1 pseudogene is annotated in these 290 nt (G+C 66.9%); it reads left to right on the forward strand.

Annotation, left to right across the window (positions count from 1 at the left end):
• Positions 1-290 (forward strand): annotated as a pseudogene (locus SB753_RS36355) (acyl-CoA synthetase); the annotation flags it as partial.

Consider the following 290-nt stretch of genomic DNA (forward strand, 5'->3'; position numbering starts at 1 on the left):
CCTCCGTCTGCGCGAAGCAGGACGCATGGGACGCGCTCGACGACGACGAACGCGCGCGGCTCAACGCGCGCCAGGGCGTGCGCTACCACTTGCAGGCGGCCGTCGACGTGCTCGACCCCGATACGCTCGAACCCGTGCCACGCGACGGCGAGACGATCGGCGAGCTGATGTTTCGCGGCAATATCTGCATGAAGGGCTATCTGAAGAACGAGCGCGCCACTGAGGCCGCGTTCCGCGGCGGCTGGTTCCATACGGGCGATCTCGGCGTGATTACCGCAGACGGCTATGTG

This window comes from Paraburkholderia sp. SIMBA_053 (assembly GCF_046534895.1).
Taxonomy (GTDB): Bacteria; Pseudomonadota; Gammaproteobacteria; order Burkholderiales; family Burkholderiaceae; genus Paraburkholderia; species Paraburkholderia caledonica.